The organism is Mucilaginibacter rivuli, assembly GCF_019391655.1.
GTDB classification, from domain to species: domain Bacteria; phylum Bacteroidota; class Bacteroidia; order Sphingobacteriales; family Sphingobacteriaceae; genus Mucilaginibacter; species Mucilaginibacter rivuli.
In genome coordinates, this window is sequence record NZ_JAHXPQ010000002.1 from 619,398 (window position 1) to 645,068 (window position 25,671).

Annotated in this window: 20 protein-coding genes, 1 tRNA gene and 1 other RNA gene; 6 read left to right on the forward strand and 16 right to left on the reverse strand. The window is 41.1% G+C overall.

Annotated elements, in window-relative coordinates; translation table 11 throughout:
• Positions 1-22: 22 nt before the first annotated feature.
• Together KXQ82_RS06475 and KXQ82_RS06480 are read right to left on the reverse strand one after the other, a co-directional pair.
• Entirely contained in the window at positions 23-1,003 is a 981-nt protein-coding gene (locus tag KXQ82_RS06475; RefSeq protein WP_219487338.1) for an aldo/keto reductase, read from the reverse strand.
• A gap of 12 nt (positions 1,004-1,015) precedes the next feature.
• Positions 1,016-1,783: an SGNH/GDSL hydrolase family protein gene (locus KXQ82_RS06480; RefSeq protein ID WP_219487339.1), complete on the reverse strand. Its 768-nt coding sequence runs from the start codon at positions 1,781-1,783 to the stop codon at positions 1,016-1,018.
• Between the two features lie 67 nt (positions 1,784-1,850).
• On the opposite strand from KXQ82_RS06480, the gene KXQ82_RS06485 reads away from it, so the two are divergent.
• The gene (locus KXQ82_RS06485) at positions 1,851-2,891 is read left to right on the forward strand and encodes a quinone-dependent dihydroorotate dehydrogenase (protein ID WP_219487340.1); all 1,041 of its coding nucleotides are present in this window, start codon (positions 1,851-1,853) and stop codon (positions 2,889-2,891) included.
• Between the two features lie 36 nt (positions 2,892-2,927).
• Here KXQ82_RS06485 and KXQ82_RS06490 read toward each other — a convergent pair whose 3' ends face one another.
• From KXQ82_RS06490 to KXQ82_RS06500, 3 genes are all read right to left on the reverse strand, one after another.
• A complete protein-coding gene (locus tag KXQ82_RS06490) occupies positions 2,928-3,104 on the reverse strand; it encodes a spore protein (protein WP_219487341.1) in 177 nt (58 codons plus the stop codon).
• Between the two features lie 31 nt (positions 3,105-3,135).
• Positions 3,136-3,206: transfer RNA gene (locus tag KXQ82_RS06495), tRNA-Cys, on the reverse strand.
• A gap of 46 nt (positions 3,207-3,252) precedes the next feature.
• Positions 3,253-4,002 carry a TrmH family RNA methyltransferase gene (locus KXQ82_RS06500; protein ID WP_219487342.1) on the reverse strand — a complete coding sequence of 250 codons (750 nt, stop codon included), beginning with the start codon at positions 4,000-4,002 and terminating at the stop codon, positions 3,253-3,255.
• Here KXQ82_RS06500 and tamL point away from each other — a divergent pair.
• Positions 3,993-6,332: a translocation and assembly module lipoprotein TamL gene (tamL, locus tag KXQ82_RS06505; protein WP_219487343.1), complete on the forward strand. Its 2,340-nt coding sequence runs from the start codon at positions 3,993-3,995 to the stop codon at positions 6,330-6,332. The two genes, KXQ82_RS06500 and tamL, sit on opposite strands and share 10 nt — an antisense overlap.
• An 80-nt stretch (positions 6,333-6,412) precedes the next feature.
• On the opposite strand, the gene KXQ82_RS06510 is transcribed toward tamL, so the two are convergent.
• From KXQ82_RS06510 to argB, 4 genes are all read right to left on the reverse strand, one after another.
• Positions 6,413-6,946: a hypothetical protein gene (locus tag KXQ82_RS06510; RefSeq protein WP_219487344.1), complete on the reverse strand. Its 534-nt coding sequence runs from the start codon at positions 6,944-6,946 to the stop codon at positions 6,413-6,415.
• A 4-nt stretch (positions 6,947-6,950) separates the two neighbouring features.
• Positions 6,951-9,251: a patatin-like phospholipase family protein gene (locus KXQ82_RS06515; protein WP_219487345.1), complete on the reverse strand. Its 2,301-nt coding sequence runs from the start codon at positions 9,249-9,251 to the stop codon at positions 6,951-6,953.
• 736 nt (positions 9,252-9,987) lie between these two features.
• Positions 9,988-10,806 (reverse strand): pyrroline-5-carboxylate reductase, encoded by an 819-nt coding sequence (proC, locus tag KXQ82_RS06520; RefSeq protein WP_219487346.1) that lies wholly within the window; start codon positions 10,804-10,806, stop codon positions 9,988-9,990.
• Positions 10,803-11,597 (reverse strand): acetylglutamate kinase, encoded by a 795-nt coding sequence (gene argB / locus KXQ82_RS06525; RefSeq protein ID WP_219487347.1) that lies wholly within the window; start codon positions 11,595-11,597, stop codon positions 10,803-10,805. The genes proC and argB overlap by 4 nt, the downstream gene beginning before the upstream one ends.
• A gap of 225 nt (positions 11,598-11,822) precedes the next feature.
• Here argB and KXQ82_RS06530 point away from each other — a divergent pair, with 225 nt between their 5' ends.
• Entirely contained in the window at positions 11,823-13,112 is a 1,290-nt protein-coding gene (locus tag KXQ82_RS06530; protein ID WP_219487348.1) for an NAD(P)/FAD-dependent oxidoreductase, read from the forward strand.
• Positions 13,113-13,180: 68 nt separating this feature from the next.
• Here KXQ82_RS06530 and KXQ82_RS06535 read toward each other — a convergent pair whose 3' ends face one another.
• The 4 genes from KXQ82_RS06535 to KXQ82_RS06550 form a co-directional block, all read right to left on the reverse strand.
• Positions 13,181-15,769, reverse strand: a complete 2,589-nt coding sequence (locus tag KXQ82_RS06535; protein WP_219487349.1) for a zinc-dependent metalloprotease — start codon at positions 15,767-15,769, stop codon at positions 13,181-13,183.
• 235 nt (positions 15,770-16,004) lie between these two features.
• Positions 16,005-16,649: an NAD(P)-dependent oxidoreductase gene (locus tag KXQ82_RS06540; protein WP_219487350.1), complete on the reverse strand. Its 645-nt coding sequence runs from the start codon at positions 16,647-16,649 to the stop codon at positions 16,005-16,007.
• Positions 16,650-16,716: 67 nt separating this feature from the next.
• On the reverse strand, positions 16,717-17,127 hold the full coding sequence (locus tag KXQ82_RS06545) for an RrF2 family transcriptional regulator (RefSeq protein ID WP_219487351.1): 411 nt from the start codon (positions 17,125-17,127) through the stop codon (positions 16,717-16,719).
• Between the two features lie 107 nt (positions 17,128-17,234).
• A complete protein-coding gene (locus tag KXQ82_RS06550; RefSeq protein WP_219487352.1) occupies positions 17,235-19,148 on the reverse strand; it encodes an AMP-dependent synthetase/ligase in 1,914 nt (637 codons plus the stop codon).
• Positions 19,149-19,297: 149 nt separating this feature from the next.
• On the opposite strand from KXQ82_RS06550, the gene KXQ82_RS06555 reads away from it, so the two are divergent.
• Positions 19,298-20,530: a pyridoxal phosphate-dependent aminotransferase gene (locus tag KXQ82_RS06555; RefSeq protein ID WP_219487353.1), complete on the forward strand. Its 1,233-nt coding sequence runs from the start codon at positions 19,298-19,300 to the stop codon at positions 20,528-20,530.
• Positions 20,531-20,616: 86 nt separating this feature from the next.
• Positions 20,617-20,983, forward strand: a transfer-messenger RNA (tmRNA) gene (gene ssrA / locus KXQ82_RS06560).
• Between the two features lie 394 nt (positions 20,984-21,377).
• Here ssrA and KXQ82_RS06565 read toward each other — a convergent pair.
• The 3 genes from KXQ82_RS06565 to KXQ82_RS06575 form a co-directional block, all read right to left on the reverse strand.
• The gene (locus KXQ82_RS06565) at positions 21,378-21,719 is read right to left on the reverse strand and encodes a HopJ type III effector protein (RefSeq protein ID WP_219487354.1); all 342 of its coding nucleotides are present in this window, start codon (positions 21,717-21,719) and stop codon (positions 21,378-21,380) included.
• Between the two features lie 124 nt (positions 21,720-21,843).
• A complete protein-coding gene (locus tag KXQ82_RS06570) occupies positions 21,844-23,142 on the reverse strand; it encodes a nucleoside hydrolase-like domain-containing protein (protein ID WP_219487355.1) in 1,299 nt (432 codons plus the stop codon).
• 43 nt (positions 23,143-23,185) lie between these two features.
• Positions 23,186-23,947 (reverse strand): DeoR/GlpR family DNA-binding transcription regulator, encoded by a 762-nt coding sequence (locus KXQ82_RS06575; protein WP_219487356.1) that lies wholly within the window; start codon positions 23,945-23,947, stop codon positions 23,186-23,188.
• Between the two features lie 314 nt (positions 23,948-24,261).
• Here KXQ82_RS06575 and KXQ82_RS06580 point away from each other — a divergent pair, with 314 nt between their 5' ends.
• Entirely contained in the window at positions 24,262-25,671 is a 1,410-nt protein-coding gene (locus tag KXQ82_RS06580; RefSeq protein ID WP_219487357.1) for an L-fucose/L-arabinose isomerase family protein, read from the forward strand.

Here is a 25,671-nt window from a genome sequence, read left to right on the forward strand (position 1 = left end):
CTTTTCGCACAAACCATTCAAATCAATAATGCCCCCTTATTTTAGCTTTGATCTCATCATTATATAGTTTCCTTAAATTTTGATGTACTTCAGGGGATAATGGTTTCAGATCAGATGCTTCGATATTACCATAAACCTGTGGCACTTTAGATGCGCCGGGGATAACTGTAGTTACCTGTGGATGATCCAATATCCAGCGGATGGCCCATTGCGGCATGCGGCTATCGGGCAACATACCCTTAATTTTATTGGCTAAGCGTATACCTTCTTTAAACTCAACTCCCGAAAAGGTTTCGCCCGCGTTGAATGATTGGCCATCTGCATTAAAGTTACGATGATCGCTTGGCGCGAAATGCGTGTCTTCGCTGAATTTGCCTGTAAGTAAGCCACTTGCCAACGGTACACGAACGATAATACCAACGCCTTTGGCGGCGGCCTTTTCAAACACCTCATCGGCCACATGCTGGCGGAACAGGTTAAATATGATCTGCAGCGATGCCAAACCTTCCTGCTCAAGGCATATCAACGCTTCTTCGGATGTTTCAACGCTGGCGCCAAAATGTTTGATCAGGCCCTCTTGCTGCAATTTGCGCAGGTGACCAAATACTTCGCCTTTGCGCATATCTTCTGTAGGGATGCAGTGCAGTTGCTCAAGAAATAGCTGTGATATATCAAGGTGTTTTAAAGAGTCCTCGGCATGGCGTTTTAGCAGGTCGTAAGTGTATTTTGGCGGCCATGTACCACCATCACTGCGGCGGCCCAGTTTAGTGGCCACATAGATTTTTTTATCAGTGGTCTTTAAAAACTTGCCTATGATGCTTTCGCTGATTCCCATGCCGTAAACATCAGCGGTATCAATAAAGTTGCCGCCTTCATCAATATAAGCCTGAAGTATGCGCATGGCATCTTCTTCATTTACATTGCCCCAATCGGCGCTGCCTAATTGCCAGGTGCCTAAGCCTACTTCGGCTATCTTAACATCTTTAAAATTTCTGTATTCCATAAAAGAGATAGATTAACCTTTAACTACATCCAGCCACGCGTGCGATATCAGGCTTGCGCCTGCCATGCTTGGGTGTACACCATCAGGCGTCCAGTATTTAGGCGGAGCTTGTTTAACAGCTTCATTAAATATACTTTGCAGGGGTATAAATGTAGCCTCATACTTTTCGGCAATTTCGCGGGCAACCTGCTGGTAGTCATCAAATGCCGGATGCCATTTGGCCTCTTCGGGCCTTATGCCGTTTACAAAGTAGGGCTCCAATATAATGAGTTTAAGGTTGGGCAAAGCAGTTTTGGTGCGGTCTAATAGTTTAATATAATCGTTTTTATAAACTTCAACGGTGCCGGTATATCCATTGGTTAGGGTGTGCCAAAAATCGTTCACACCTATCATAATGCTCATTACAGCAGGCTTTAAATTAAGACAATCATTATCCCAGCGGTCGGCAAGCTGATAAACCTTATTGCCGCTGATGCCACGGTTATAAATAGTGAAGTTTTTATCAGGGTGTTTATTTAATAGCTCGCACGTTGTTAAAAAAGAATAGCCTGTTCCTAATGCCTTGTTATTGTTAGCCGTAAGGTTGGTTTTATCACGGCCGGCATCAGTTATCGAATCTCCCTGGAAAAGGATGATATCATCTTTTTCCAGCCTGATCTTTTTGCCTTTGGATGCTGTACTTGCAGCAGCAACAATTTGTGGAATACTAAGCGAGGCGATGGTACCTACAGCTGCGGTTTTGATGAAACCGCGGCGCGAGTTATTGAAGAGGTTTAACATTGGTTTTATTTTGAGAAACTAAGATATGTACAAAAACTCATTCAACAAAAACTGCTAACTTAGCCGCATGTATTCCTTGCTTAAACCCATCCTTTTTAAATTTGATCCCGAAAATGTGCATTATTTTGTAGTGCGGAATTTAAAACGATTCAATCGCTTTCCAGGTGGCGCTGCGCTAAGCCGGGCGGCATGGTCTACAGAAGATAAACGTTTGGAGCGCGAAGTATTCGGACTCAAGTTTAAGAACCCCGTGGGCCTGGCCGCAGGCTTTGATAAAAATGCCGAGGTTATAAACGAAATGGCTAACCTTGGTTTTGGCTTTGTTGAGATAGGTACAGTAACGCCTTTGCCTCAGCCGGGTAATGATAAGCCACGCATGTTCCGTTTACCGCAGGATGAGGCATTAATTAACCGGATGGGCTTTAATAACGGAGGTGTTGAGGCCGCCGCGCAACGTATTAAAGCGTACCGTAGCTCAAAGCAAAATAATAGTGGGCTAATTATTGGCGGTAACATCGGCAAAAATAAGGTAACACCAAATGAGGATGCCGTTAACGATTATATCAAATGCTTTAACGCGCTTGTTGATGTAGTTGATTACTTTGTAGTTAATGTAAGTTCGCCTAATACACCCAATCTGCGTGCTTTACAGGAGAAGGAACCATTAAAGCATATCCTGAATACCTTGCAACAACTAAATGTTCAGCAAGCCAGGCCGCGGCCCATTTTATTAAAGATAGCGCCGGATTTGACCGATAGCCAGTTAGATGATATTGTTGAGATAGTTCAGGAAACAAAAATAGCGGGCGTTATTGCAACCAATACAACCATTAGTCGCGAGGGGTTGAAAACAGAAGAATCAATAAAATCAGAAATGGGAGGATTGAGCGGTAAACCCTTAACGCATCGCGCTACAGAAGTTATCCGTTACCTTTCAGAAAAATCGAATAAGTCATTCCCGATAATAGGAGTGGGCGGTATACATTCGCCCGAAGACGCGATGGAAAAACTGGCTGCAGGCGCTTCGCTCATACAATTATACACTGGCTTCATATATGAGGGGCCGGAACTGATCAGCCGTATAAATAAAAAGATCCTGTCGGTATAACCAACAGGATCTTTTCAGGATAAACTCTTAACAGAATTATTTGCCAGCTTCAAGCTGTGCTAAAACTGCATTGTTCAAAGAAACCTGGCTTTTTGCAGATTCTGCTGAACGGCTGCCAAACTCTAAGTTTGTAGCATTCTTTAAAAACTGAACCTCTAAACGTGAGGTTGTTTTATTTTTTCTATCTTTTCTTTTTAAACGTGTAACACCCATGTCTTTATTTTTTAATGTTTTTATTTCCTTGAGGTCGAGAGCGGATTCGAACCGCTGTACGAGGTTTTGCAGACCTCTGCCTAGCCACTCGGCCACCCGACCTTATTTGGGATTGCAAAAATAGTAATTATTTAATGCCTTACAATTTTTATTTCAAGGTTTTTTTACACACTTCAGAACAGAAGATGGCAGTAGCTATCGCCACGTTGAGCGATTCCGCTTTTCCTACCTGTGGTATGGTTACACGCTGTTGTACCAGCGCCTCAATTTCGGGGCTTATGCCATTGCCTTCATTACCCATTACAATTAGGCCTTGTGTGCCAAAGTTAGTTTGGTAAATGCTGTTTCCGTTCAATAAAGCGCCAAATACAGGTATTTTGCTGGTTTTAAGCAGGTCTGCAATATTAGTGTAATGTACATTTATCCGCGAAAGCGAACCCATGGTAGCTTGTACAACTTTTGGATTATAAGCGTCAACAGTATCTTCCGAGCAGATGATGGTATTAATGCCAAACCAATCGGCTGTGCGTATTATTGTGCCTAAATTACCGGGATCTTGTATGCCATCAAGCACAAGCGAAAAACTATTTTCTAATTTTTGCGTTGATAAAAGGGGCCATTGCGGTATTTTTACCAAGGCGATAACTTCCTGTGGAGTGGTTAAGCTGCTGAATTTTTCAAGGCTACTTGCCGATGTTTCATGAAAGTTTATTTTTTGTGATAAATTCAGCATTTTTGATGAAAATGCAGGCGTATGGTAAATGGTATCAACCTGGTAAGCTGAGTTTACAAACTCCCTTACCGATTTGATACCCTCAACTAAAAAGAGGCCATGGGTTTTCCTGTTTTTTTTTTGTTGTAAGGATTTTAATAAACTGATTTGAGATTTTGAAAGCATACACCCGGTTTGATATTTATCGCCTTACAATTTTAAGTATTATTATTATCATTACAGCTACCGGCTGTAGTTTAACCCGTGGTTTAAAAGAACACCAGGTACTGGTTCGTAAAATAACTTTTAAGGGTATTGATAAACAATATAGCCTTGCGGCGGCTAATTATATTGATAAACAGCAACAACCCAACAACTGGCTGCAGTTGCAGGTATACTACCTGCTTAACAAAAACGGCAAACACGAAATAGGCGAGGCCCCGCGGATTCTGGATAGTAACCTGGTTGATTTTTCGCGATTACAATTGGAGCACTTTTTGGTAAATAAAGGTTACCTGAATGCCAAAGTAGAGAGCGCTATCAAAATAAAAAACAAAAAGGCTGAACTTATATTTACTGCAAATGAAGGTACGCTATACCATATTGCTACATTTAAGGATAGCATAACCGACCCTGTTGTAAAGCAATTATATCAGAAAAGTAAGAAGAGCTTTAGCCATATTACAGTAGGTAGCCCGTATGATACCGATAGCTTAGCTTATGACCGCGACCAGGTGTACCAGTTAATGAAACGTAATGGTTACTATGAGTTTTACAGGCAGTATGTTTATTTTGAGTTTGATACAACTAAAAATGCGGCAAACGTAAAAATGTTTATTACTAATCCCGATGGTAAAAAGCAACACCCGGTATTTACTATAAACAATACCCTGATAACCATTTTTAACAGTAACGGGCGTACCGTGGGCAAGGCTGATACGTTGCGCGTCGATTCGCAACATACTTTTGTTGATTACTCGCACAAGTTTAAACCGAAGCCCGTTACCGATTATATTTTTCTAAAAAAAGGCGATCCGTATAATATTGATAAACAAACATTAACCACTTCGCGCCTGTCGGAATTAAATGTATTCCGTAATGTGCCTAACCCTAATTATACCAAAACCGCGGATAGCACCAATAGGTTAAACAGTAAGATAGATATTATACCGTTAAAACACTACAGTGACAGGATAGAGGGCGAATACATATTCAGTGGTTTTAACAATCCGCAGCAAGGGTTTAACATTGCCAATACCTTTACAAATCGAAACTTGTTTAAAGGTGCCGAGATTTTGCAGCTTAAATTGAGCTGGAGCGTGCTGTTTAGCAGTAATGGCAGCATTCAAAACCAGGATTTTAAGGCAGGGTTAAACCTCATCTACCCGCGTATCATATCGCCATTTAATTTGCCGGTACCTACAAAATATGGTGTTCCGCATACTACTATATCTTCAAATTACCAGCTGTTTTTTCAGGAAGGTTTAGTATCGCGTAAAAGCCTTATTAACTCCATTACATATGATTGGGCCGAAGCGCCGAACAGGTTACACTCATTAACCCCAATTGATGTGGAGTTTTCAAAGGGAATTATCGATCCGGCTGCGTTAGCACAATTGCAGGCACAAAACAGGTATTCTTATATCCTGTTGATCAATCGTACTATTTTCACCTCTGGTAGCCAGTATTCTTACCAATTAAATGCCAACAAATTGTTTACCCCGGCAACGTTTACCTATTTCAGGGGAGCGGTAGATATAGGGGGTAATACACTTGGTCTGGTTAGTAAGTTATTTAATACGCCTAAAGACAGCCTTGGCTCACATTCTATATTTGGCCAAACATTTGCTCAATATGCCAAAACAGAAATTGATCTGAGGTTTTATAGAGCCTTTGGTGGCGAACGTGCATTGGTGTTCCGTATAAATCCGGGCATAGGTGTTCCTTACTCCAATAGCAATCAGCTTATATTCGAAAAGAATTTTTATGTAGGTGGCGCTAATGATATCAGGGCCTGGTTACCGCGAACGCTTGGACCGGGACAATTTAACAGGGCAACAGCTTATGCTGATAATGATACCCGGACAAGATTTAAATACCTTGATCAGTTTGGCGAGTTAAAAATTGTTGGTAACCTTGAGTACCGGTACGGCATATTGAATGACTTTTTTGGCTCGAAACTAAATGGCGCTATTTATACAGATTTTGGTAACGTATGGCGATTAAAACCAGAAACTGATAGCCCTAACGGTACATTTAATTTTAATAAGATATTCGATTCTACAGCGATAGGTATTGGCACAGGTTTCCGCTTCGATCTTACGTTTTTTGTATTCAGGTTAGATGCTGCCTTTAAGTTTAAAGATCCGCAGTTTAATGGATCTGAGCAATGGGTACTGGTTAAACACATTGACGAATTATTGCGTGGCGGAGCCTTTAAACAGAACTATTATAAGGCCAATGGCGAGAACTACAATTTTATGCAGTTGAACTTTGGCATCGGACTGCCTTTTTAATGTAAGATGTGAGATGTAAAATGGAAGATGTATCTCCGGGTATTCTTTACACCTTCCATCTTACTTTATCCATATTCCATCTAAAACAGGTGCTTTATACCATCTGTTACTGTTTCAAAAAAGGTAGGTAAACTTAACCCGCTATGGTGGTTAAAATATATGAATATACAAAACAGGATAACCGCCCAAATGATCAGCTTCCTGAACATGTAGCCCAGCAGTACCAGTATACAGGGTATGGCTATTAATACTACCCAACTAATGTGTATGGGGGTGAGTTTATTTTCTTGTTTATAAACATAGTATAATGTACTTACAGAGCCGGCATCATTGTTATGCTTGATATAGATAAAGCTTGATTTATCTAATTTGCGGCGGTAAAAAGCTGTGCCGTGCTCAAAATCCATGTCTTCATCAAATCCATTGATGCTGAATTTAAACGTTCCGTTCACGTTTTCCTGGATAACTCCTGCCGTATCGGTAGCAACTACTGCTAATTCATCTTTACCAAAGGGATTTTCCTTTAGTGTGAAATTTCTTATCAGCACCGGGTCGGCAATGGCAGTAATATTGGTTAGCAATATTGCCGATAGCAGGAGAAACCATTTCTTCATATGTTTATTCTAAGGCACGTTTATTAAATATCAGAAAACCGGCATGGAACATCACGCCGTAGCGTTTCTGTTCATCGTCATAATAATTAAAGCTGAGGCTCAATGGCCCTACAAAGCTATGGTAAACCAAGCCGGTACTTGCTGCAAATTTATTGGATGCTAAAATATGCGTATAACTTGCATCCTGCAAGCCGCTATGCACAATACCTTGTACAGGCACAAAAAGATAACCTTCGCTGCGCCACTCCAGGTTTTTTTTAATGGCAACTACACTTTTTAAACCACCTGCGCCATAGCTTTGCGCTCTGAAATTACTCAATATTAAAGTTTTTGAATCATTTAAGGGGTTAAAAACGGCAGCAGTTAGTATTGATTCTTTATAGCTGATAAACAAAGGCTTGTTACTGATAACACCTTCCAGTTGATAACCGAGGCTTAGTTTACTACCGGTAAAAAAGTAGTTTTCGTTACTTATTTTAGCAGTTACCCATTGGCGCTTTATATCTATTTCGGGCAGCACGCCGCTGTGTAGTATATTGCCCTGTATGTAATTTTCGGTGCCGTTAAAATATTGCAGGCCAATGTAAAAGCTGTTCCCTTTGTTGGGATATTGTTTGCGGTTTAATAGGTTCTTCTCAAAAATGACAGCGGTTTTAAAACCATTAAACCGGCTAACGTCAAGTGTGTCGCTATTTTTATAAGTATCGTTGGGGCTGTAAGTATCGGCGGTATTAATATATCCGCCCTGCAGTTCAATTTTTCCGTTGCCTATGGGTACGCCTGCTTTGAGCGCTATTTTACGATCGGATTGCTCCACATAAACAGGGCTGGTTTTCTCTACCGATAAGGGATTACTATCAAAATAATCCCAGTTGTTATAGGTAAACTCGGTCTCTAAATAAAAAGGCACCCTGTTGGGGAAATCAGTCCGTAAGGTTCCTTGTACAGATTCGTAAAACCTGCCCGAATAAAAATTAGCGCCCAGCGTAAATGCATTCCGGTTTACATAATCATATTGCAATCCTAAAAAAGCCGAACTGATAGGCCTGCTTGATAAGATGCCGCCAATATCTGCTTTAAAGTTCTTGCTCGATTTTACGTCCATTTCAAAATCGTAAGTGTTATCTGCAGGGTGGTAAATAATACGCGGATAAACAGTTTCAAAATTATCATTAGTAACCAGGCGATAGTAGCTGTCTTTTATATCTGTTAAGGTAATGGGTTTGTTATCAAATTTTCTGAACATGCGCTCGATATACCGCTTTTGCTGAAAGCCAACACCATTAACAATGATATTTTTAAAAACAACGGGCTGCTCTGTCTTTAAAAAATCTTGCCTGCGCTTATGCAATACTGCGGTATCGCTTCGGCGGCTTAAAGCGGCCTTTATACGTGGCATATCTGCAATTGTAGCATCATATCCGGCTTTTATCATCCCGGCAATGGGTCCAAAATTAGTAGTGCTGTAGCCGGTCATTTTTGGTTGTATATAAATGCCGTTTTTACCGATGCTGGTACTGTCTGATTTTGAAAGAAGCATATATAACAACAATCTGCCCATCAGCTTATCATCGTTATCTTTTGGATAATCTGTAAATGTTTTTGATGATACGTTGGAGCCTATGATGTAATCAGGCTTAAAGTCCTGCTTCATAATATCAACAGGGAAGTTGTTATACAAACCACCGTCAAATACATATCGGCCATCAATTTTAACCGGGCGATAGATCATTGGTACTGTAACAGTGCCACGTAATGCTTCTGCAAGGTTACCATGGTCAACATCAATTACCTTTTGCGAAAAAACATCGGCAACAATGCACCTGAATGGTACAAAGAGCTTGTTGAAATCGTTTTTGGCATTAGCAGACGCCTGAGTATACAGTTCAATAAAGCCAAAATTCAAGGGGATATCATTTACCAGTGTTGAGCGGAAACGGGCCTGAAAACCTGTGTCTATTTCCAGTTTTAAGGATAGAAAAGAGGGGTTGTCAGGCTTTTTCCGGAAGAAGTATTGGTAATCGCTACTGAATTTCCCATTTACCCAATCCTGGAAATTACTGCTTAGCGCCATGTGCTCTATCTGTTTGGGGGAGTATCCTGAAGCATATAAGCCGCCTATTACACCACCCATTGATGTACCCACAATGTAATCTATCGGGATATTGTTTTCTTCAAGGGCTTTTAATACACCTATATGCGCTAAGCCCTTAGCGCCGCCGCCACTAAATACCAGCCCCACTTTTTGCCCATAGCCCGATAGGTATAGCACTAAAAAGAATAATAAAACCGGTGCTTTCTTCATCTTAAATAAACAACGTACCTACCCACAACAAATTACCTGCTTAAAATACGTGTTTTATTTTAAATGAAAGCCTGTATGTAATTTGAAAGAATAAACTGCTGTTGATTTTTTTAGAAAAGGGCAGCGCCTGAACTAATTGCTATAAAACTCACTCAGAATGTAGGTTAGCCCATTATATTTCAGATAAAAAGTTGGCATATTAAACAGGGTTTTGTTTAATATCAAAAAAGGAATCCCGTTTATATTTCCACTCATACTTAACAGGTTAAATGTATAGGGTGTATCAAATCTTTCAGCTAAATAACGTTTTCCATCGTCGCTTGCTCCATTCCAGCGGCTATAGGTAATATAACCGTCTTTAAATTTTATCATAGAATTTGATTCGGCGCTATAAAAGGCACAATTTAAAATGTTGCCACTCTTAAGCCTGTTATATGGCGATAGGTCATTTATTTGGAAACTGCAACAAAAAAACAATACGATAAAGCTGATATAGCTAATTGGTTGTTTAAGAAAAAGGTACATGAATGGCTAAAATAAAACTCAGTGTTAAGGGGAGTAACACTTTTACGGAAGTTTAAAATAATAGTTGCGAAAGTAGGATATTATTTAAAACAAAAACATTTTTGTCGAAAAAATATGTCGCTAACATTAATTGCTACGTATATAGACGAAAAAATAAAAAACCCGCTAAATATCAATACTTAGCGGGCTGTAATAATAAAATTGATTTTCCCTATTCCTTTTTATACAGTATGCCGGCAATATCAGCCGACATTTTTATACCTTTTATCATGGCCGAGCTAAAGCCATTGTGTTCCATCTCGTTCAAACCGGCAATGGTACATCCTTTTGGCGATGTTACCTTATCAATCTCACTTTCAGGGTGGCTGGCTAATTGCAGTAACAGGTCGGCTGCGCCTTTGGCTGTTTGAGCTGCCATTTTCAAAGCATCATGTGCATGGAAACCTATCTCTGTACCACCTTGTGATGCCGCGCGGATAGATCGTAAAAAGAAAGCGATACCGCAAGCGCACAAAGCAGTAGCCGATGTCATGAGTTCTTCATTTATCGGGATGGTAACCCCTACGGTATCAAATAATTCTTTTGCGATGGCGATGCTGTGTTTATCGGCATTATCACTACCAATACAGGTCATGCTTTGGCCTATGGCAATTGCGGTATTTGGCATAGCCCGTACTACAGGTACATCAATATCAAGGTAATGGCGTATATCTGCGCACTGAACCCCTGATATTACAGAAATAAGCAAGTGTTTTTTTGGCTTAATGCTCTCTTTTATCTCATCAAGCAATTTGTTAAGCTGCTGGGGTAGTACCGCCAACACAACAATATGGGCCTTTGCCGCTGCTTTAGCATTGTCGTTGGTTACTTTATAGCCTTCTGCCGCCAGGTCATCCAAGGCGGCTATATTGCGGCGGGTTAATGTTATTTGTGATGCCTGGTATATGCCGGCCTTAACCAGGCCTTTTGCCAATGCAAGCCCAATGTTTCCACTCCCTAAAATTGCGATGTTCTTTTGTGATGTGATCATATCCCTGTGCTTAAACGGGTTCCAAATGTTTTATTGTTTTTAATGTTGCCAAGCTCATCGGCATGGCCTATAATTACGGCTTTTACACCGCATGCTATGGCGTTGAAGGCGTTATCCAGTTTTGGTAACATACCGCCGGCAATAATTTGTTGTTTTTTTAACTCTTCGTAGCGCACAGGGTTAATATCGCGTATTAACGAACCTTCATCGTCAATATCCTGCAAAACACCCTTTTTCTCAAAGCAATAAATTAGCGTAGTTTCATATAAATTGGACAAAGCCACGGCTAATGCCGATGCAATAGTATCGGCATTGGTATTCAATAACTGCCCTGCGCCATCATGTGTTAATGCCGAGAACACAGGTATAAACCCGGCCTCCATTAATTTATTAATGTTATTGGGGTTTATTGATTGTTCGTCAATATCGCCAACAAAACCATAGTCGATAGTTTTAACAGGTCGTTTTTTAGCTTTAATGAAATTGCCATCGGCGCCGGTCAGGCCAATCGCGTTACAATTAATTGCCTGTAACGATGCCACAATGTTTTTATTAATCAGGCCCGCATAAACCATAGTAACTACGCGTAAGGTTTCAATATCAGTTATCCGGCGACCGTCAACTAATTTAGCTTCAATGCCTAATGTAGCCGAAAGTTGCGTAGCTACCTTGCCGCCCCCATGTACCAATACCTTATAGCCGTCAAGTGATGCAAAGTCTTTTAAAAAGCGATGCAGGTTTTCGGAATTATCAATAACGTTTCCGCCTATTTTTATGACGTGTAGCTTCATTTTGTATGTAAAATCAATAGTTTTAGGCCATTTGTGCTACAAATATAAGGTTTGATTTAAATGAGTTGGTTGTTTTTATTAAAACTGACCTTGTAATTGGATTTTTTCACGAAAAAAAAGGTATTTTGTTATTAAATTATCTTGAAATGTATCAATAGTTACTTATTGGAAAACATAAAACCCAATTTTGACTTTATTAAACATAAGGCTTAGCTTTACTGCAATATGCATTTAAACGAGATCACTAATCATCCACGTATTGTTATTATTGGCGGCGGCTTTGGCGGCATTGAACTGGCTAAAAAACTAAAGGATAAGCCGGTTGAGGTTTTAATGGTCGATAAAAACAATTACCATACATTCCAGCCGCTTTTATACCAGGTTGCCATGGGAGATATCGAAGCTGATTCGATCGCTTTCCCGATAAGGAAGATATTTGGTGATCAGCGTAATTTTTCTTTCAGGATGGCTAATGTTCAATTCATTAATCCTGAAACCAATACCATTACTACTGATATTGGTGATATAGCTTATGATTATGTAGTGATGGCAACCGGCTCAACCACTAACTTTTTTGGTAATAGCGAGCTGGCCAGTCGTACCATGCCCATGAAAAGTATTCCTGAAGCGCTTAATCTGCGCAGCCTTATTCTGCAAAATATTGAGAAAGCTATTATTACAGAAAGCCAGGAAGAGAAGGAAGCATTACTAAATTTTGTTGTGGTAGGAGGTGGGCCAACGGGGGTAGAATTATCAGGGGCTTTGGCCGAGATGCGTAACTACGTGCTCACTTACGATTATCCCGAACTACGCAAGGAAGATATGAAAGTTTATCTTGTTGAGGGTAAAGAGGAATTACTGGCTGTTATGTCGCCCAACGCGTCTAAAAAGGCTAAGGATTTTTTAACAGAATTGGGAGTCGAAGTTCATAATGATGTACACGTACAAAGCTATACCGGCGATGAACTGGTTATAGATAACGGCAAGCGCATACAAACACGCAATGTACTTTGGGCTGCAGGGGTTAAAGGAGAAGTGATAAAAGGTATCCCGAAAGAAATACTGGTACGTGGAAACCGTATACAGACCGATGAGTTTAACCGTGTAAAAGGCTATGGAAATATTTTTGCAATTGGCGATGTAGCAGCGGTAATTACACCCGATACTCCCGAAGGGCATCCGGGTGTTGCGCCGGCCGCTATACAACAAGGTAAGCACCTGGCTAAAAACCTTACCCGCTTATTAAATAATGAGCCCATGGAGCCGTATAAATACTTTGATAAAGGTTCATTGGCAACAATAGGAAAAAACTTGGCTGTTGCCGATTTAGGTAAGCTGCATTTTCAAGGATTTTTTGCCTGGCTAATATGGGGTTTTGTTCACCTGATGTCATTAGTGAGTGCACGTAACAGGCTTATTGTACTTATTAACTGGGCCGGCAGCTATTTTAGTAACAGCAGTGGATCGCGGCTTATTATCCGTAAGTACGATTCGGAAAAAATGAAGATACAATAACATATAAACAAAAAAAGCTCCCTCAATTTAAGGGAGCCTTTTAGTTTAAAACAGTATAGGTATTAATATTATCCCTTAGGGTTTAGGGCATCGTTTATCCTATCCGATAAGTCCTGCAGGTGATAAGTGGTCATGCTGTCGGTTATTGACGAGTTTTTTATCATCGCGTTAATTGCTTTAAGCTGGGCTTTAGCTACCGATACCACATCAGTTGATTCTTTATCAGCATCACGCGGGGCGCCGCCACCTCTTCTGCCTGCAGCCAGCGCTGCTACAGCAGGGTCAACCGGAGGGGTAGGTTTAACCAATGTGATTAGCTTTTCAACATATAGTTTTTGCAGGTTGCGGCGATATACATCAACTGCCTGGTTTGCTTTTACTTCTCTAAAAATAGAGTTGTTTATATCGGTAAAAAAATCACTGATCTTGTACGCTCTTGCGCCATCTTCAGCTTCGGCCGATATTAGTTTGTATAATGTGTGGTTGCTAAGTAAACGGGTTAAGGTTGTATTTTGTAATCCGGATACGATTAACAGCCCGTTACCTTGTGTATTGCTTAATATATAATCATTTAATAACCATGTTGGGGTAGTAAACAATTGGGTATCCAAAAATGCCATAGCCTCTTTTTGAGTAGCGGCAGGTACGTTTTCGTATACTTTACCAACTTGCTCAACAGTTTTAGGGTTTTCATATACCCCTGCTATGTTTTTGGTTACGTGGCCCATATAGCGGCCAAATTGAGTGGTTAGCTGCCCATACATACCTTCCAGGTCATCATAACCATCATTAGGCTCTTTTGTCCATTCAGGCAGTTTTGCCAATATCACTTTTAGGTTTTTAATGCCATAAGTACTTGCCTTCATGGCGTTATCACTAAGGTCCTCATTTTGTGAGTGCGGATCATCAGGGTTACTTTCGGTACCAAACCACAGGTGGCGGTCTTTTAAGCGCTCAACTGATATTTTATTCAGGATAGCTTTCTCTGCCTCCGGCGATGGAGAATTTGGCAATACTTTGTATCCCCATTCAATGGCCCATTTATCATAATCGCCAATACGCGGGTATAAACCGGCTTTGCTAATATTGTCTTCTGGTTGTGCAACATAGTTAAAACGTGCATAATCCATAATTGATGGTGTGTGGCCATTAGCTTCAACCCATGCTTTATTACGCAGATTTTCAACAGGAGTAGTTGAACTTGAACCCCAATTGTGGCGTAGCCCTAAAGTATGGCCTACTTCGTGCGAAGACACAAAGCGGATCAGGTCGCCCATTAGCTCATCGCTAAAGTGCATAGTGCGTGCACGCGGGTCAACCGCGGCGGTTTGTATCATATACCAATCGTGCACCAGTTTCATCACGTTATGGAACCAGTTGATATGCGTTTCCAGGATCTCGCCACTGCGCGGATCTGATATGTGCGGGCCGCTTGCATTCTCAGTTTCTGATGGTTTGTAAACAATGGCCGAGTGGGCGGCATCATCAAGGCTCCAGGTTGAATCCTGGGCAGGTGTAGGGGCCATTTTAGCTACTATAGCTTCTTTAAAGCCCGCTTTCTCAAAAGCTTTTTGCCAATCATTAACTCCGGCTATAAGATATGGTACCCATTTTTTAGGAGTAGCCGGGTCAATATAATAAATGATCTGTTTTTTAGGTATTACAAGTTCACCGCGTTTATATTTAGCCATGTCCTCGGCTTTGGGCTCAAGTCTCCAGCGGGCAATTAATTCAATTGCTTTTACACCTTGAGGGTTGGCATCAAAATCGGTATAGCCGGTAGTGAAATAACCAATGCGTTCATCGTAAAAGCGGGCTTGCATAGGTACTTTGGGCAGTATAACTAATGAAGTATTTAATTCAACGGTTTCCGAAGGTAAATTCGGGTTGGGCTGTCCTGTGCCGGTAGGGGCCGGAGTTCCGCCTCCACCACGGGCGCCAAAGCCTGTGGTAGCAGCCGATAGGTTATATGTTTTAATGGTTTTTATCTCAATATTAGTTGGGAAAGTTTTAACAGATTCGATATAACTACGGTCTGTGAGGTAGGCACCTAAACGCACACGTGATTTACCTTGTGCTGAGCTAAAAAATAAGATGTCATTATCTCCATTTATATAATCAGTCATATCAACCACACTGCCTTTTGAATCGGGAGAGTAAGCAGCAATATTAAACGCCGCTGCAATGGCTTGTATGTTTGAACGTTTTACTGCCTGGTACATTGATTTGGTACTATCAGGACTATATGTTGCATAAGATATTTTGCGCATAAATATGCGGCTTAACGGACCTTTTTCAAAGCTTATTACAGTGCTGCCTATTTGGTCGCCTGCGTAACCATCGGCAACACGCATCTCGGCGCCGGCTTTTGATATACGGCTTACAACCAATATCTCGCGACCTAATAAGCTATCAGGTATCTCAAAATAGTATTTGTCGTCAATTTTGTGAGTTTTGAATAAGCCATTCCGGGTAATGGCTTTGTCGGTGATAACGGATTTGTAAGGCCTTGGAGCAGCTCGGGGTGTCGCGGCGCCTGCAAAACCGCCTGTACGTCTGTTGGCGGTATCAGCAGTACCACCTCCTCCCCGTTGCGCTATTGCAGCACCGGAGCATAGTGTAACCGTAAAAAATACAGCAAGTAAATTTTTCTTCATGTCAGTTAATGTGTTTAAAGTTCTGTTTTTAACAGAAAGTAAATATAACAGGCTCGTTTAGCAATTATGATTTTATAGCCTTAATGTTACAAATGAATGGGATGTTTTTTTCCGTTTCCTGGATGTTTTTGTAGCCAACTTATTGAAGTAAAAATAAACGGCCGGGAGATTGTTGCGATAAGCTGATAAAATAAAACGCCATTACTTGTTTTATAGTAATGGCGTTTTGGTTTAATTAGTAACCTACTGTAAAACGCTGTTTAATAAATTGCGGGTTCTCTAATTCGTCAACTAAAGCTACGGCGTAGTCATCATACGTAATGCGGCTATTACCATCAGCATCAAAGATCGGGTTGTCTTTAGCGATGCGGAACTTTCCTGTACGCTCACCTGGCTCAATGATTATTGCCGGGCTAAAAAATGTCCAATCCAGTTCTGTTTCCTTTCTGAAAACTTCAAGCGAATCGCGTTGGGCCAATGCCCCCGCTTTCCACATTTCCGGAAATTCAGGTGTGTCTACCAGTTGTACTCCCGGGGCAACTTCTAAACTTCCGGCACCTCCTACATTCAGTAAACGCTTAACCCCGGCTTTTTTTGCGGCGGCAATAACAGCTGTGGCAATATCACTAAACAGGTGGAAGGTATGGGGCTTTGTCCAATCTACACCAAAAGCGCTTATCACTGCATCATTGCCTTTTATGGCTTCGGCTAATTCATCTACATTTAATGCATCCGCTTTTACCAAAGTAAGATTGCCGTTTGTTGTGGATAATGTTTGCGGGTTACGGGCTATGCCGGTTACGTTGTGACCGCGGTTCAATATTTCTTCTGCAATGCGCGAGCCTATTTTTCCGTTAGCTCCAATTAATGCTACTTTCATGTTGTTGTTTATTTTTATTTGTTAATTTAATTGTAATATATATTGTTACAGTTTTTGGTAAAAAAAATTAATCGAATTGATTTAAAAAGTTTTGCAGTGTAGTAGTGCTTAATTGTCCTACCATCGCGTTTTCTGCATCGGTATATAAATTGTTTAAATGTGTTTTTATTTGCCTGCCAATAGGGCATAAGGGGTTTGGTTCATTTTTCGCTTCGCCTAATAAGGATGATTGCTTAACCGCGTTATATACATCAGAAAAACGAATATTTGCCGCTGATTTATTTAGGTACACGCCACCATTTTTACCTTCTTTACTGGCCACAAACCCATGTTTTTTGAGGTTTATCAGTTCTTTACGCACAAGAACAGGGTTAATATTAATACTACCTGCTATATACTCGGATGATAGTAATTCGCCATTAGCACCGGCAAGCAGTGTGAGTATATGTACTGATATAGCAAAGCGACTGTTATTCATTACTGTAATTTTTATTGTTACAGTACAAAGGTACCTATACTTTTTAAAAAAGCAAGCCCGGATTAAAATATTTAATCCGGGCTTGTAAGATGTCTATAATTCGCAATTTAATCCACTTCTGCTTCCTGCAGGTACATTTCTTCTATCGCATCGGCATATTTTTTTTCAATTACCTTACGTTTAGCTTTCATAGTCGGGGTTATTTCGCCTTCATCCATACTGAAAGGGTTGCGTTTTACTTTGAAATTTTTAATGCGCTCAAACTTGGCCAGTTCGTTCGAAAACTTACGTATATCCTGGCCTATCCATTCAATAATCTCTGCATCGTCAATAAACAGGTCGGGTTTTTCAAAGTACTCGTTGCTCAGGTTAAAGGTTTCCTGCAGGGTTTCCCTTGCGGGGATAACAATGGCGGTAATGTATTCACGCTTATCACCAACTAAAAACATACCCTCAATTTTAGGGCTTTTTAAATAGGTGTTCTCAATCGGGGTTGGATACACGTTTTTACCGTAAGCATTAACCAGCATATTTTTTAAGCGGTCGGTAATTTGCAGGTTGCCTTTAAAGTAACGGCCAATATCTCCTGTATGGAACCAGCCATCTTTATCTATCGCTACCGCGGTTTCCTGAGGCTTATTCCAGTAGCCTTTCATTACGCAATGGCCGCGAACGATGATCTCACCTTCTTCCGACTGGAAATCTTCTTTGAAGGATTCGTAGGTTTGTATGGTATATATCTGCGCCGTCTCTACATTTTGAATAGCAACCTCAATACCCGGAATGGTCCGGCCAACGGTACCATATACCTGGCGGTGATACTCGGTAACCGCCATTACCGGCGATGTTTCTGTTAAACCAAATCCTTCTAATATTTTGATGCCCAGATCGCCAAAAAACTCGCCAATATTTTTAGGCAATGCGCCGCCGCCCGATATCATGAATTTTAACCGGCCGCCGGTGCGTTCTTTTATCTTACTGAAAACCAGTTTTTCGGCCAGGTTGTATTGCTGTTGCAATATAAATCCGGCTTTTTTGCCATCCTCATGCACCAAACGGTATTTACGGCCAATGCCTAAAGCCCAAAGGAATATTTTTGCCTTCGCGCCACCTGCCGATGTACCATTCTTCATCGCCTTATCATGAATGCGCTCTAATAAACGTGGCACACAATTCATTACGGTGGGGCGTACTTCACCCATGTTTTTAGCCAACAGGTCAAGGCTTTGGGCAAATGCTATTTTACAGCCTTTGGCCAGGCATACGTGGTAAGTTGCCGTGCGCTCAAATACATGCGATAATGGTAAAAAAGAAAGGAATGTTTCATGCTCATCTATCACCGGTATCTGGTCTAAACAAACACGTACGTTTTCTACTAAATTAGAATGCGTAAGCATTACCCCTTTAGGCGTACCCGTGGTGCCCGATGTATAAATAAGGCACGACAGATCTGACGGTAATACCCCTTCGCGACAAGCGGCTATTTGTTGCGCGTATTTTTCAACACATTTGCTGCCCTCGTCAATCAGTTGGTTAAAACCTACCACACCGGCGTTAAGGCTTACTTTTTCGGTATGTTTGCCAAAATCATCAAAAGCGGGGATAATGCGTATAAGTTCAGGGCAGTTATTGGCTATCTTGATTATCTTACGCAGTAAAAAAGGGTTTCCCACTAAAATGGTACGTGCGCCCGAGTCATTTAATATATATTCAATATCAGTTTCAGAAAGGGTAGGATAGATGGAGGTATTTACCGCGCCAATTTGCTGCAGTGCCTGGTCATAATACACATAATCAGGTCCGTTTTCGATGATCAGGGCAAGGCGGTCGCCTTTTTTTATGCCAATATCAAGCATATAGGCCGATATGGCATCTATTTTTGTTAACGCTTCGCGATAGCTGATCTCGGCCCACTCGTTCCCTACTTTATGTATCAAAAAAGTATCGGTATCGGGGTGGATATTTGCTACAGTATTGCGGATGAGGCTTGGAACGGTTGACTTGGTGGTTACCGGGTTCATCGGGTGTATTTAAGTTTATTACAAAAATCAAATTTATGTATTTGCTATTAAATACAAAAGCCCATACTAAATGGTCTGTTTTTAGTAGTTAACATTTTATTTAACGTAAAGAAGACAAAATTTTGTTGGGCATTTTGTTATTTTTGCAGATGCCGAAAATTTCACAGAAGGGTATTGAAGTACCTGCATCGCCCATCAGGAAGTTAGCTCCATTTGCTGAGCAAGCTAAGCGCGAGGGAAAAAAAGTATATCATTTAAATATAGGTCAGCCGGATATTGAAACACCGGCAGGAATGATTGATGCGATAAAAAATATTGATTTTAAGGTTTGGGCATATACCGCTTCGGAAGGTACAGCATCGTATCGTGCCAAGCTATGCACTTACTACAATAAAATAGGGTATAACATTACACCGGATAACATACTGGTAACAGCTGGCGGGTCTGAAGCACTCATTCTGAGCATGATATCATGTCTTGATCCTGGTGATGAAGTGATCATCCCAGAGCCGTTCTACGCCAATTATAACAGTTTTGCCTGCCAGTGTGGTGTGGTGGTAAAACCCATATTATCATACATTGAAAATGGTTTTGCCTTACCGGCGATTAGCGATTTTGAAAAACTGATCACCGATAAAACCAAAGCCATCATGATATGCAGCCCGAATAACCCTACAGGTTATTTGTACTCGGAAGCTGAGATGCTGGCTTTGAAAGAGCTCATTTTAAAACATGACCTATACCTGTTTGCTGATGAAGCTTATCGCGAGTTTTGTTATGACGGGCAAAAGTTTACATCGCCCATGCATTTGGATGGTTTAGAAGAAAACGTAATTGTTATTGATACAGTAAGCAAGCGCTACAGTGCCTGCGGCGCGAGGCTGGGATGCATTATTACTAAAAATAAAGAAGTATACCAGGCTACTTTAAAATTTGCGCAGGCGCGTTTAAGCCCGGGTATGGTTGAGCAAATAGCCGGCGAAGCCGCTGTTGATACGCCGGATGAATATTTTACCGCTGTAAATAAAGAGTACACCCATCGCCGCGATTTACTGGTTGCCTCGTTAAATAAAATGGACGGGGTAATTTGCCCTAACCCGGGCGGTGCATTTTATGTGGTAGCACAATTTCCTATTGATAATGCGGATAAATTTTGCCAGTGGATATTAGAGCATTTTGAGTACAATAACTCTACTGTGATGATGGCACCAGCAACCGGCTTTTATAGTACCCCCGGTGCAGGTTTTAACCAGATACGGCTGGCCTATGTATTGAATGCCGAAGCGTTAACTAACGCAATGACTTGTTTAGAAAAAGCTTTGGAAGCTTATCCCGGACGTGTTTTATTAGAAGAGGTAGAAAGCGCAAAGCAGAAAGCATAAAGGTTTTGCTCGCTTTAGCGCGAAGTTTATTATATTTGTGGCCTTGCTTTTAGCTTTATCCTTTAAACTTTCAGCTCTTAAAAAATGGGGTCGACCGGAATTGACAGGATGGAGATAAGTATGTAAGCATGCAGCGCGTTGGGTGAATTAGCGCTTTAATCTGAACGCTCAAACTTTCAAATGGCGAAAATCAATTTGCCTTAGCTGCTTAATTTAGAATTAACTAGCTTTTGTCCCGCCGGTGTTCTGTTTCATTGAACCGGCAATAGGGGCACCGAAAAATGAAACTGGTTTGCTACAGGTACGATAAGCGAACGAGAAACAGTACCTAAGGGAGTAGTACAGGTGATCGGCTGACCTTCTGCTCTTCGAAAACCTAACAGCAGATAAGCATGTAGAAAGCCTACCTTATACCATGTTTGGACGAGGGTTCGAATCCCTCCGGCTCCACAGAAAACAACAAACTTCGATTCCAAGCTGGAATCGAAGTTTGTTGTTTTAGAGGCTTTTTACAAGGCTTTACTGCATCCCAAAGCCAGGCGTATCTACTTCCTGAACTTTGCTTTTACGATAATCCTTCATAGTTTGTGGTTCCCTGTTCTCAATCGTTGCAAAATCAACAACACAGGTTCTTTTGGCCCAGTCAAAATATTTTACGGATAAACGAAATAATTAATTCTATATAATAAATATATTAGATGTTTTTATGAATCAGGTTGCTAAGGTATTGCTTGAAAAAAAATGCCGATATGGAATCTTATATTTAAAAAACGGAGTTGATAAAAAGGGTAGGAAAAGGCATTTTTTCAGAGCACTTACTACCTAAGCAGATTAATTTTATCGAATACTATTTAGCAAGCAAAGCCTGTCCTTCAAAAACTATGCCTCCCCAGCCATGTACCATAAACTGCCTGATGTTTTGATGGTCTGTTGCATCGGGGGTATTTAATACTGCACGGTAGTGTTCTGCAAATAGGTACAGGGTATCTGCTGCATCAAGGCTGTTTATTTGCGCGAATGCAAAAACTTTAGCACTGCCCTGGTTTTGAGTTGCTTCATTGTAAGCATCGCCATTTTTAAATGCCGAAGGCTGGTGTTGGTAGTAGGTTTCTATAAATTCGATAACTTCCTTAAAAGAAGCTGAATTGTTTTTTAAATTCTCAAGCAGTGTAATTAATTGGTCTCTCATATAGCTATCTTTATTAAAGGCGCAAAAGTACAATACTATAAAATATCATGCTAAATAATTTGACGGAAAGCCGGGCGTGAAAAATACCTATTGTTACCGTTACAAGTAAATATGCCTAAAACATTTATTCCTGCTGTAACCATGCCCAGCGTTTACCCCAGTCAAGCATTACAGCGCTGCGCCATTTTAAAACAGTTTTTGCACCTTGTTGTATGCCATCGAATAATTCCGGGTTAGGCCTGTCAGTAAACCAGTTGCTGCCCAATTTATGGTCGGTAGAGCGTGTTTTACCTGGCCAAACATTGTCAACAACAAATTGACCGTTTTGCTCGGCAAAGCCCGCTATTGGCGATGTAACTTTGTAAGTAACTGTTTCAGTTTGTTTAGGGCAGTACCTTACCACATAATCGCCATTGCCAAGGTAATAGCCCGGCCATTTTTGCTCGCCAATTTTAGCTTTAACCGCCATTGTGATACAGGCTGAATCAGCCGGGATATTTATCATTGGCCCCTTAAAATGAAATTCCATTATCGAATACACTGTAGCGGTATCGGCAATAGTGGTATTACCGTTATAAACACTACGCGGACTGTGATCAAATTTTACAAAACTGCCGCCCCAGCTTTCGCGATATGGATTATTGGGATTACCATCCATCATGTACAGTAACGATGGGGTATCGCCCATTTTTACCACGCCTTTGTAATAGCTCTTATAATCTTTACCCAGGTTGCCTGCGCCACGTATATAATTGTCATAATAATTTTTCGATCTCAGGCTATCCGGAACACCGTTATCCGAAAAGAAACCATTATAAGAGCCATTGGCCTCGATACACCACAGGTTAGGGAAATTTTTAACGATGTAAGCATAGCTGTTTGCGCTCCACTTTTTATTAGGGCCGCCTATCCAATACACCTTAATATTGCGCGCTATTGATGCATCGTCATGCAATGCTTGGGCCAGGTCGTCAAGTCCGCCCCAAACCAATATCCATAAGGGTTGGGTACTTTTCTTTTTAGCGCATTTTATTATCCAGTTTGATCCTTCGGTGGCTGTAGTATAGCCTTTGTAAGGTGCCGCACCTAATTTTCCCTGCTTACATACCGCCCGTAAAGCATTTGGCGAGGGATAATCTTTAATATGCGCTTTCAGTTTGGGCAGGTCCTTTTCATACAGGTCTATCATGGTTAGTATGTTTTGCTTGCTGCCATACCCGTACGAAGGCGATGATACCAATCCTTCTGTTTCAAACATATTGCTATACATCAGAAAATGCGCCATCGATTGGTTGTCATCCGGGTCGGTACCGCCAATGTCGGTACTTATCAATATCCTTGGTTTAACAGGTACATGTTTTTGCGAAAATAAAAGCACAGGCATTAAGCCTGCCAGGCAGAATAATATGGATTTTTTCATCATGGTTATAAATCTGGTTACCCCGGGTTTATATTTTAGGTTCAGTTCAGGCTAATATCAGTTCTATTTCATGTACCTTAAACAATTCCCTGTGGCTATCGTCAATATCACTGTCGGTAACTATATAATCTATCAGCGAAAGCGCGCCCAGGCTTGCGAAAGCGTTTTTTGAGAATTTTGATGAATCGGCTACCAGGTATGTTGTTTCCGCGGCGTCTATCATTGCTTTCTTTACCACAATGTCACTTATACTGGGGTAAGTAAGCCCCGATTTTAATGACAAACCCGCCGTAGCCAAAAATAGCTTTTGCACGTTGATGCCTTTAAAAAAATCTGCGGCTTTTTGCCCTGTAAGCGATAGGGTTGGCGGTTTAAACTCGCCGCCGGTCATAATTACTTCTATGCCTGTCTCGGCACCAAGTATTAAGGCAATGTTAAGTGCGTTGGTTATAACGGTAAGGTTACGGTGCCCGCGCAATTTTTTAGCTATCTCGGTAGTTGTTGAGCCTGAATCGAGAATGATCGTATCCCCGTTCTCAATATATTCAAGGCATTTTTCAGCTATACGTTCCTTTTTTTCAAGGTTCTCCTGGTGGGTGAGGGAAAAAGAGCTTACCTGGTCTTTAATGTTTTTTAGATAGGCGCCACCATGTTCTTTAATGATAAGGTCATCTTTCTCCAGTTTTTCCAGGTCTTGCCTTATGGTCACTTCGGTAACCTTAAAGATCCTGGCAAGGGTGATAACCTTAGCCGAGCCGTCTTCTTTTAACAGATCCAGTATCTTTTCTCTGCGCTGATTGGGGAGCATTTGTTTTTGTTCGAAGTATATAAGGTCCAAACTTAACTTTTTCTGATAAAAACAAGAAAAATATTTCGAATACTTTTGTTTTATTTTTATTTGTTTCGATTTTATTTTGTTTTTTATATCTAATTTTTGCTTTTACGCCATCGATATTTACCAATTACTACAGTAATGCTAATATTTCATAATATCCTGATAACCTTTCATCACAATTTACCATGTTCTTGTAATAGTTTTGATTTGATATCTGCGCAGTTAACAAATTCGCGCGAAGGATACTATAGGATATTAATCCTGTAAACCATTTTGAACTATAAACAATGAATACTAAAGCTACATTAGGCGTTATCATAGGTAACCGCGATTTTTTCCCCGACCGTTTGGTTTCAGAATCGCGTGTGGATATCGTCGCCCTTTTCGATAAATTGAACATTACAGCTATCATGCTTGATGAGGCTGATTCAAAACTTGGCGGTGTTGAAACTTTTAAGGACGCGCAAAAATGTGCCGATCTGTTTCGCAAACACCAGGACGAAATAAGCGGAATATTAGTGCTGTTGCCAAACTTTGGCGATGAAAAAGGTGTGGCCGATACCATTAAGCTATCTGGCCTTGATGTGCCTGTGTTAATACAGGCTTACCCAGATGATCTGAACAAATTAGATGTTGCCCGTCGCCGCGATTCATGGTGCGGTAAAATATCGGTTTGCAATAACCTGTATCAGTATGGTATAAAATATACGCTGACCAACAGTCACGTCATTCATCCTTCAGAGCCGCAATTTGCTGCCGAGTTAATGGACTTTGTAGCTGTATGCCGCGTGGTAAAGGGTTTGAAAAAGGTACGTATCGGCGCAGTAGGCGCAAGGCCGGGTGCTTTTAATACCGTTCGTTACAGCGAAAAGATATTACAGCGTAACGGTATATCTGTAACCACGGTGGATCTTTCCGAAATATTAGGTAATGCCAATAAACTGACAAAGGATGATGCCGAAGTAAAAGCGCATCTTGAAAAAATAAATGCCTACGCGTCAAAAGGCCTCACGCCCGATGAAGCTATGGTGCAGATAGCCAAGCTTGATGTGGTGCTTAATCATTTTATGGAAGAGAATGCGCTGGACGCCACGGCCATACAATGCTGGACATCGCTGCAAAAAAACTACGGCTGTAACGTTTGTACCAGCATGAGCATCATGAGCGAAAACATGCTGCCAAGCGCCTGCGAGGTTGACGTTACGGGAACATTGACCATGTACGCCATGCAGTTGGCATCGGGCTCGCCAAGCGCACTGGTTGATTGGAACAATAATTATGCGGATGATGAGAACAAATGCGTACTGTTTCATTGCGGTAACTGGGCGAAATCATTCCTTCCGGATATCGAGATCAGTACAGCGCCAATATTGGGGACAACCGTTGGTGTAGAGAATACCTATGGAGCTTTATCGGGACGCACCCCGGCATCACCGTTAACTTATGGAAGAATAAGTACAGATGATCCCAAAGGCGTTATCAAGGCCTATTTTGGCGAAGGGAAGTTAACTGATGACGCGTTGAACACCTTTGGTAACCGCGCCGTTGCCGAAATACCCGATCTGCAAGGCTTAATGCAATATGTTTGCCGCAATGGTTTTGAGCACCATGTGGTAATGAACGCATCAAAAACTGCGGGAATTTTAAAAGAGGCCTTGGGTAATTATATGGGTTGGGAAATTCATCATCATGCTTAA

Bases quoted from the DNA above. Each gene is read 5' to 3' on its own strand.
- KXQ82_RS06550 (WP_219487352.1), bottom strand. From the start codon at position 19,148: ATGAACCCGGTAACCACCAAGTCAACCGTTCCAAGCCTCATCCGCAAT.
- KXQ82_RS06475 (WP_219487338.1), bottom strand. From the start codon at position 1,003: ATGGAATACAGAAATTTTAAAGATGTTAAGATAGCCGAAGTAGGCTTA.
- KXQ82_RS06510 (WP_219487344.1), bottom strand. From the start codon at position 6,946: ATGAAGAAATGGTTTCTCCTGCTATCGGCAATATTGCTAACCAATATT.
- KXQ82_RS06555 (WP_219487353.1), top strand. From the start codon at position 19,298: ATGCCGAAAATTTCACAGAAGGGTATTGAAGTACCTGCATCGCCCATC.
- KXQ82_RS06535 (WP_219487349.1), bottom strand. From the start codon at position 15,769: ATGAAGAAAAATTTACTTGCTGTATTTTTTACGGTTACACTATGCTCC.
- KXQ82_RS06490 (WP_219487341.1), bottom strand. From the start codon at position 3,104: ATGGGTGTTACACGTTTAAAAAGAAAAGATAGAAAAAATAAAACAACC.
- KXQ82_RS06575 (WP_219487356.1), bottom strand. From the start codon at position 23,947: ATGCTCCCCAATCAGCGCAGAGAAAAGATACTGGATCTGTTAAAAGAA.
- KXQ82_RS06480 (WP_219487339.1), bottom strand. From the start codon at position 1,783: ATGTTAAACCTCTTCAATAACTCGCGCCGCGGTTTCATCAAAACCGCA.
- argB (WP_219487347.1), bottom strand. From the start codon at position 11,597: ATGAAGCTACACGTCATAAAAATAGGCGGAAACGTTATTGATAATTCC.
- KXQ82_RS06565 (WP_219487354.1), bottom strand. From the start codon at position 21,719: ATGAGAGACCAATTAATTACACTGCTTGAGAATTTAAAAAACAATTCA.
- KXQ82_RS06570 (WP_219487355.1), bottom strand. From the start codon at position 23,142: ATGATGAAAAAATCCATATTATTCTGCCTGGCAGGCTTAATGCCTGTG.
- KXQ82_RS06515 (WP_219487345.1), bottom strand. From the start codon at position 9,251: ATGAAGAAAGCACCGGTTTTATTATTCTTTTTAGTGCTATACCTATCG.
- KXQ82_RS06545 (WP_219487351.1), bottom strand. From the start codon at position 17,127: ATGAATAACAGTCGCTTTGCTATATCAGTACATATACTCACACTGCTT.
- proC (WP_219487346.1), bottom strand. From the start codon at position 10,806: ATGATCACATCACAAAAGAACATCGCAATTTTAGGGAGTGGAAACATT.
- KXQ82_RS06580 (WP_219487357.1), top strand. From the start codon at position 24,262: ATGAATACTAAAGCTACATTAGGCGTTATCATAGGTAACCGCGATTTT.
- KXQ82_RS06540 (WP_219487350.1), bottom strand. From the start codon at position 16,649: ATGAAAGTAGCATTAATTGGAGCTAACGGAAAAATAGGCTCGCGCATT.
- KXQ82_RS06530 (WP_219487348.1), top strand. From the start codon at position 11,823: ATGCATTTAAACGAGATCACTAATCATCCACGTATTGTTATTATTGGC.
- KXQ82_RS06500 (WP_219487342.1), bottom strand. From the start codon at position 4,002: ATGCTTTCAAAATCTCAAATCAGTTTATTAAAATCCTTACAACAAAAA.
- KXQ82_RS06485 (WP_219487340.1), top strand. From the start codon at position 1,851: ATGTATTCCTTGCTTAAACCCATCCTTTTTAAATTTGATCCCGAAAAT.